Raw genomic sequence first — 6,240 nt, 5'->3', positions numbered from 1 at the left:
CGACGACCAGGCCCGTCTCCTCGTGGAGCTCGCGGGCGGCGGCCTCGTCCAGCCGCTCGCCCTCCTCGACCTTGCCGCCCGGGATCGTCCAGGCGGGCACCGTGGACCAGGTCTCGTTGGCGTAGTGGATACAGGCGACCTGGCCCCCCTTCTCGTCGTGGACGATGACGCACACGGCCTGCCGCAGGGACTGCATGGGGGACTCCAACCGGTAGTGGGGAAAGGGGTGTTCACGTGAGCCGACGTCGTTCGGGACCTCGGGGGCGCTCACCCGGCCCACCCGACGGTGGACAGGGTGCTGCCGCGGACGATCCCGGCGAGCGCGTGGGCGGTGTAGGGCACGGTGTCGTCCGGCAGTCCGTCCAGCGGCCACCAGCGAAGCTCGCTGCACTTGTGCGGCTCGGCGTTCCGGAGCCGGCCGTCGTACCGGGTGGGGCGGAAGAACAGTTGGAGGCGGCTGCGGCCGTCGTCGGCATCGAGGTGGTGCAGGGTGTGGACGAGCAGGAGGTCCTCCTCGGTGATGGAGATGCCGAGTTCCTCCTCGGCCTCGCGGGTCATGGAGCGGGTGACCGGTTCGCCGCGTTCCATGTGTCCGGCCGGCAGGTGCCACATCCCGGCGGCGTAGCGGGTGTTGCGGCGCCGGCCGAGCAGTACGCGGTCGGCCTCGGTCAGCACGAGGTGGACGCCGACCACCAGGGTCGGCGGATCCGTCGTGGTTGCCGGGGTCGCGGTGGGGCGGATGTCGTCGCGGGGGTTCACGCCGTCCTCCTGGAGTTGTGGTCGGCAGCAGGGGTGAGTAACGGCAGATGGTGTTCGAGTGCACGGCGCCGGGCATCGGCATCCTGTGCAGCAAGTACGTTTCGATGCAGTGGAGTTGGAAGGCTTCAAGTGGTCGGTGGCGCTGATGATGGTGCTGTTCGATTCTGGCGTTCAAGCGGTTTTTCTCCGGGCGCGCCCGGGTCGAACGGGGACTTTTCGATCACTCCCGCGCGTGCTCCAGGGCCTCCGGCAGCCCGCCCCGGAGGGTGTCCGGCAGGGGCAGAGCCCAGTGCACAGGCGGCGACAGCCCGTTCGAGTGCCGCCGCTCCGGCCGGGGCCGGGGCGGCGGCGGAGGCTCTGTGGGAGCGCGGGTCGCGCGGCGCGCAGTCCTCGCCGGAATCACCCGTTCGGTCGGTCAACTGATCGGGGAGGTTTCGGGCGACGGGTGCGTCCGGGTCGGGCTGTGGGCGTGCTCGGCGCAGGACCGCACGACGACGAACCGGACCGCCGCCCACGCAGCACCCGCCGATCACCGCCCTTGACGATCCACGAGTGGAGGGAGCCGCAGTGCCGCGCCCCGAACCACTGCCCCGCACCGTCCGCCTGCTGTTGGTCGCCCAGGTGGTCAACCGTCTCGGGGCCTTCTCACTGCCCTTCCTCACGGCGCTGATCAGCGTCGACCACGGCGCGAGCCTCACCACCGCCGGACTGGTCAGCGCCGCCTTCGGCCTCGCGACGATCCCCTCGCGGCTGGCCGGCGGACACCTGGCTGACCGGATCGGCCGGCGCACGACCATCGTCCTCGGGCTCTGCGGATGCGCCGCCGCGCAGCTGGCCATCGCCGCCTCCACATCGCTCACCTGGGCGATCGCGGGAGCCGTGCTGCTCGGGCTGGCCTTCGAGCTCTACGAGCCCCCGAGCCAGGCGATCATCGGCGAGTCCGTGCCCGAGCAGCAACGGGTGCGCGCGTTCAGTCTGTTCAACGGCGCCCTCGCGGCGGGCGCCATGGGGGCCGGACTGCTCGCCGCCCTGCTCGGCCGCTGGGACCTGCGCCGGCTCTTCGTCACCGATGCCCTCACCTGCCTGGCCTGCGCGCTGCTGATCCACCTGGTCCTTCCCCGCGACCGCCCCGAACCCTCTGCAGCAGACCAGGCCGATACCGCCGTACGACCGCTGCGCGACCGCGCTCTGCTGAGCGTCCTGGCCACCGGAACCGCCTACGCCCTGATCAACCAACAGACCACCGTCACCCTGCCGCTCGCCCTCACCCGTCAGGGCCTTCCAGCCGCCGACGCCGGGCTGCTGTTCACCGCCGCCGCGGTCACCACCGTGGTCGCGCAGCCGCTGATCCGACTGCCCTGGGTGGCCCGGCTCGCCACACCCGCCGCGCTCGCCCTCGCCCACCTTCTCCTCGCCGCCGGACTGATCGGCCTCGCCCTCACCCGCACCCTGCCGGCCCTGATCGCCTCGGTCGCCGTGAAGAGCCTCGGCGATCTCCTGGTGATGGGCCGTATCTACGCGCTCGTCACCGACCTCGCGCCCCCCGGCGCGAGCGGCCGCTATCTGGCCGTCTTCGGCACCAGCTGGGGCATCGCCGCGACACTCGCGCCCGTCCTCGGCACCCAGTTGCTCTCCCACGCGGGGACCACCGCACTGTGGTCCGCGATGGCCGCGTTCTGCGTCCTGCTCGCCGCCCTCCGGGTCACACCGAAGGCACCCCGGCCACCGCAACCGCCCGCGGCGAATGAGCACGGATCGACCGAACCGGCGGCCGCACCCGGCCCGCGACACTGACCGACGGCGGAGGGGACCGCTCCAGGAACTCCTTGAACGGCGCAAGGCGCAAGGTCGGCGCGCCATCGGTGGCGAGGCCCGCCCCGCCACAACAGATCCCTCCCGGCGCCGATCGGAGCTGGGACGATCGGACGATGACACGATCTGTGAACCGCGGCTGCTCCCTCGAAGAGCTCGAGCGCGACCGCTGGCCGGCCTTGTCGGGCGGCGAGACCCGGCTGATGGCGACGGTGTGGCAGCTTCGGCGCAAGCCGGTCGGCGACCTGACGGTCGAGGACCTGCGGTTGATGATCGGCCAGAGCGAGGGCCTCACCCACCTCCTGCCCCTGGCGGTGGACATCCTGCGGGCCGACCCGCTTGCGGAGGGCGACTTGTACGAGGGGGATCTCCTGGCCGCCGTGCTCAGCAGGAATGCCGAGGTCTGGAGGGCGATCCCCGAGCTCGGGCGCGAGGTCCGGTCGATCGTGTCGGAGTTGGTCGACGTGCCGTCGATCCTGGAACCCCGGATCAGGGAGTTCCTGGCCCGGTAGCCCCGGTAGCCCCGGTAGCCCCGGTAGCCCCGGTGGCCCGGTAGCCCGGTAGCCCAACAACCCGGCAGCCCGGCGACCGCCGGAGCGGGCCCGGTGCGCGAGCCTCGACCCGCTGCCCCGGTCGAGCCCCCTCGGGGCAGCGCAGCCGCCGCGCGTCCACCGCCGCTCAGCGGAGGCCGGCGAGTGCCGTTCGGGCGAGCGGGGCCTGGAGGGGGTTGAAGGCGGGGTCGGTTGTGAGGGCTTCGCTGAGGTGGGTGCGGGCGTCGTCGGTGCGGCCAAGGGCGTGTTCGATCGTGCCGAGGTGGTAGAGGAAGAGGGCGTTGTGCCAGCCGTGGGCCTGGGCCCGCCGGGCGAGGTCGAGGGCCTCGGCGTCGGCGCCGGTTCGGTGCAGGGCCCAGGCGAGGGCGTCGGCGACGAGGACGTTCTGCCGGCGGTCCCATTCGGCCCGAAGCAGGCGGACGGCTTCGGCCGGGTCGCCGTGGTCGGCCTGGAACTGGCCGAGGGTGAGGTCGTCGACGACGCCGTTGGCGGCGGCGAGCCGCTGTTCGGCGGCCAGCAGCCGGTACTGCTCCTGGGCCTGTTCGGGGTGACCGAGGGATTCCTGGAGCTCGCCGAGTTCGAGGAGGTACTGGGGGAGCGGGACGCGGGCGACGGCCGCTGCGTAGTCGCGCAGGGCGTCGTCGGTGCGGCCGAGGGCGGCTTCGGCGCGGGCCTGGCCGGCGAGGGCGGGGGTGTGGTCGGGGTCGGTGCGCAGGGCCTGCCGGTAGCCGGTGAGGGCGTCGTCGGCGCGGCCGGAGTTCCGGTCGAGTTCGGCGATCTGGTAGTGGCAGAAGGCCTTGTCGGCCGGGTCGTAGGCGCCGTCGAGGGCCTGCCGGAGCGCGGCCCGGGCGTCGTCGGTGCGGCCGTGCTGTTCGAGGTCGTAGGCGGCGCGGGTGAAGGAGGCGGTGCCCGGGCGGCGGTCCAGGAGTTGCTGGACGGCCTCGGTGGCGCCCGTGTCGTCGCCGAGCTGGGTGCGGGCGTCGGCGAGGACGGCGTAGGCGGGCCAGTGCGCGGGGGAGGCGGTGACGGCCTGCTCGGCGAACTCGCGGGCCCGGTCGAAGAGGTGGCGGGCGTTGGCGAGGGCGCCGAGGCCGGTGAGGGCGTCGGCGTTCGCCTGCGGGGCCAGGGCGAGGGAGCGGTGCAGCGCCTCGTCGGCCTTGGGGTAGTAGGCCGGGTCGGCGGTGAGGCGGGCCTGTTCGACGTACTCGGCACCCAGGCGTGCCCACAGGGCCGCGTCGGTGGGCAGTTGCCGCAGGCGCTGCTGGTCGGCGGTGATCGCGTGGCTCAGTGAACTGTCGTGGGCGGAACGGCTGTCCGGAGGCCCGGCGGTGTCCGCGGCCGGGCGGGTGGCGCCGGGCCCGGTGCGGTCGAGTGCCCCGAACGCGGCCAGGCCGCCGCACAGGGCGATGGTGGTGAGCAGCAGGGGCAGGCGGCGCATGGGGGCCCTTCGGCGGGTTCTTCGGCGGTGCGGCGGGTGGGGGCCGTGCGGGTGGCCGACGGTGGCGCCGGCCACCCGCACGGCGGGGTGGGTCAGTGGGCCTGGTTGACGGCCTTGTCGTACGGCAGCGCGACGTAGGGGAAGGCGGTGCCGAAGGGCTTGTCGGCGGTGTTGACCTTGTCGCCGGCGGCGAGGGCGCCGATCAGGTGGCCCGGGGTGGCGCCCTCCATGACCTGGAGGGCGATGTCGACGACGTCGTCGGTGAGGCGGCGGCCGTTGGGGAAGCCCTGGAAGTCGCCGTTGAGGACGCCGAGCCGGTCGGGCTTGGCGGTGACCGGGGTGGACATGTTCAGCCGCAGCTCTTCGGCGGGCACGAAGTTCTTCGGGTCGATGTCCTGGTTCATCAGCTGGGAGTTGAGGTCGACGGCGAGGGGGCCGTTGGCGGCCTTGGCGATCCCGGTCAGGAAGATCTCCTGGAGGTCGGTGCGCGGGGTGGCCGGGGCCGGGAGGCCGTAGATGGCCTGGATCAGCTGCGGCACCTCGGGGTTGAGGACCTTGGCGACCACGGCGGGCTGGTTGTGGTCCTCGGACGGCGGCAGGGAGTTGAAGGCGTCCTTCAGTCCGGCGGGCAGGACGACCTCGTTGACGAGCGGGTTGCCGAGGCGGGAGACCTGGACGAACTTGCCGGTCGGTTCGGCCTTCCCGGGGCTGAGCTTGAGGGTCTGCTTCTCGGTGCTGGACCACACCCCGATGACGGGGTTGCGGCCGGAGTCGCCCTTGAAGGCGAGGCGGCTCTTGGGCACCTGGATGGACAGGGAGTTGACGTTGTACCCGGCGAGGGTGTTCTGGCCGACCTCGGAGAGGTTGGCGCCGTAGAGGAGGTCGAAGACCCGCAGGTCCAGGAAGAACGGATCGGCCGCCTGGGTGGCCACCGTCTGCCCGCCACCCGGCAGTTGGACGGTCGCCTGCTGCCGCAGCTGCCCGTACTTCGGCATCGACGCGCGGCCGGTGTCGGACGGCGCCGCGGTGCCGTGCTCGACCAGGGTGACCGGGTCGCAGCCGGGGCGCAGCTCCTGGAGCGTGTAGTACTGGCGGAACAGCAGGGTGGGGTCGGTGAGGTTGTTCACCACGCCGTTGTTGTAGAGGAAGGTGTTGGTGCCGCGCCGGTCCTCGGTGTGGAAGGTCCAGCGGTAGGTGAGGTCGGGCTTGCCGGTGCCCTGGGAGTCGATGTTGATGTCGTAGTGCGCGCCGTCGGCCCAGGGGTAGAAGTTGGGGCCGCCGTTGGGCTCCTGGAACGGCAGCCAGTTGGCGACCAGGGTGACGGTGTCCGGCTTGTCGGGGCTGGTGAAGGCGTAGACGTCGGTGTTGTCGACCTGCGGGTCGGCGGCGATCAGCGGCGCCTCGCGGTGGCTGGAGGCGGTGCTGACACCGGCGCCGGACCCGAGGACCGCGGTGCCGGCGAGCGCGAGGCCCATGGCGGTGAGGATCGCCGCGGTGCGGGCGACGGAGCTTCTACGGGCAGGGCGGAGCGTGACGTTCATGCGGGTGGGGTGCTCGCTTCCGTGAGGGGGCGGTGGCCGCTCCGGGCCGAACGCGGCGGCGGAGCGGCGGGATTCGGCTGGACAGCCGCACTCGGCACTGTGGACCGGATCCCGTCAGGGCTTCGTCAGCGGTGCAGGT

The 6,240-nt window shown here is 72.7% G+C and carries 6 protein-coding genes; 2 read left to right on the top strand and 4 right to left on the bottom strand.

From position 1 onward, the window contains the following. Positions 1 to 196, bottom strand: a 196-nt coding sequence (locus BI06_RS04875) for an NUDIX hydrolase (RefSeq protein ID WP_043465371.1), incomplete at its 3' end; no start/stop codon positions are given. Between the two features lie 71 nt (positions 197 to 267). Next, complete coding sequence (locus BI06_RS04870; protein ID WP_233290007.1) at positions 268 to 759, bottom strand: NUDIX domain-containing protein; 492 nt, start codon at positions 757 to 759, stop codon at positions 268 to 270. Between the two features lie 552 nt (positions 760 to 1,311). On the opposite strand from BI06_RS04870, the gene BI06_RS04865 reads away from it, so the two are divergent. Continuing rightward, positions 1,312 to 2,553 carry an MFS transporter gene (locus tag BI06_RS04865; protein WP_233290006.1) on the top strand — a complete coding sequence of 414 codons (1,242 nt, stop codon included), beginning with the start codon at positions 1,312 to 1,314 and terminating at the stop codon, positions 2,551 to 2,553. 134 nt (positions 2,554 to 2,687) lie between these two features. After that, positions 2,688 to 3,083: a contact-dependent growth inhibition system immunity protein gene (locus BI06_RS04860; RefSeq protein ID WP_043465369.1), complete on the top strand. Its 396-nt coding sequence runs from the start codon at positions 2,688 to 2,690 to the stop codon at positions 3,081 to 3,083. A gap of 166 nt (positions 3,084 to 3,249) precedes the next feature. On the opposite strand, the gene BI06_RS04855 is transcribed toward BI06_RS04860, so the two are convergent. Together BI06_RS04855 and BI06_RS04850 are read right to left on the bottom strand one after the other, a co-directional pair. Beyond that, positions 3,250 to 4,560: a lipopolysaccharide assembly protein LapB gene (locus BI06_RS04855; protein WP_043465367.1), complete on the bottom strand. Its 1,311-nt coding sequence runs from the start codon at positions 4,558 to 4,560 to the stop codon at positions 3,250 to 3,252. Positions 4,561 to 4,652: 92 nt separating this feature from the next. Next, a complete protein-coding gene (locus tag BI06_RS04850; protein ID WP_043465365.1) occupies positions 4,653 to 6,101 on the bottom strand; it encodes a DUF4331 domain-containing protein in 1,449 nt (482 codons plus the stop codon). Between the last annotated feature and the right edge of the window lie 139 nt (positions 6,102 to 6,240).

The sequence above is a fragment of the Kitasatospora sp. MBT66 genome, assembly GCF_000710405.2.
GTDB lineage: Bacteria > Actinomycetota > Actinomycetes > Streptomycetales > Streptomycetaceae > Kitasatospora > Kitasatospora purpeofusca.
This window is presented reverse-complemented; position numbering and strand designations above follow the sequence as displayed.

Bases quoted from the DNA above. Each gene is read 5' to 3' on its own strand.
- BI06_RS04860 (WP_043465369.1), top strand. From the start codon at position 2,688: ATGACACGATCTGTGAACCGCGGCTGCTCCCTCGAAGAGCTCGAGCGC.
- BI06_RS04855 (WP_043465367.1), bottom strand. From the start codon at position 4,560: ATGCGCCGCCTGCCCCTGCTGCTCACCACCATCGCCCTGTGCGGCGGC.
- BI06_RS04850 (WP_043465365.1), bottom strand. From the start codon at position 6,101: ATGAACGTCACGCTCCGCCCTGCCCGTAGAAGCTCCGTCGCCCGCACC.